This window comes from Paenibacillus sp. J31TS4, assembly GCF_018403265.1.
In the GTDB taxonomy this organism is placed as follows: domain Bacteria; phylum Bacillota; class Bacilli; order Paenibacillales; family NBRC-103111; genus J31TS4.
This window is the reverse complement of record NZ_BOSI01000048.1, coordinates 1-255: the sequence shown is the minus strand read 5'-3', so window position 1 is coordinate 255 and position 255 is coordinate 1. Positions and strand designations below refer to the sequence as shown.

General features: G+C 56.5%; 1 pseudogene. It reads left to right on the top strand.

The annotated features are described in order from the left end of the window. Window positions 1–255, top strand: a pseudogene (locus KJS47_RS23940) (carbohydrate ABC transporter permease); the annotation flags it as partial.

Sequence of the window (255 nt, the reverse complement as noted above, 5' to 3'; positions counted from 1 at the left end):
CGATGCCGATCATCGCGGTCATGATTCTGTTCTACGCGGTCGGGCACTGGAACGCCTTCTTCAACGCCCTCATCTACCTGACCGACCGGGGCAAGTATCCGCTGCAGCTGATTCTGCGGGAGATCCTAATCCAGGGCCAGATGGCGGATATGGTCGACATGGCGGACGACTCGCTCGCCAAGAAGATCATGGAAGTGGAAGTCATCAAGTATGCGGTTGTGGTCATCGCCAATCTGCCGGTGCTGATTCTGTATC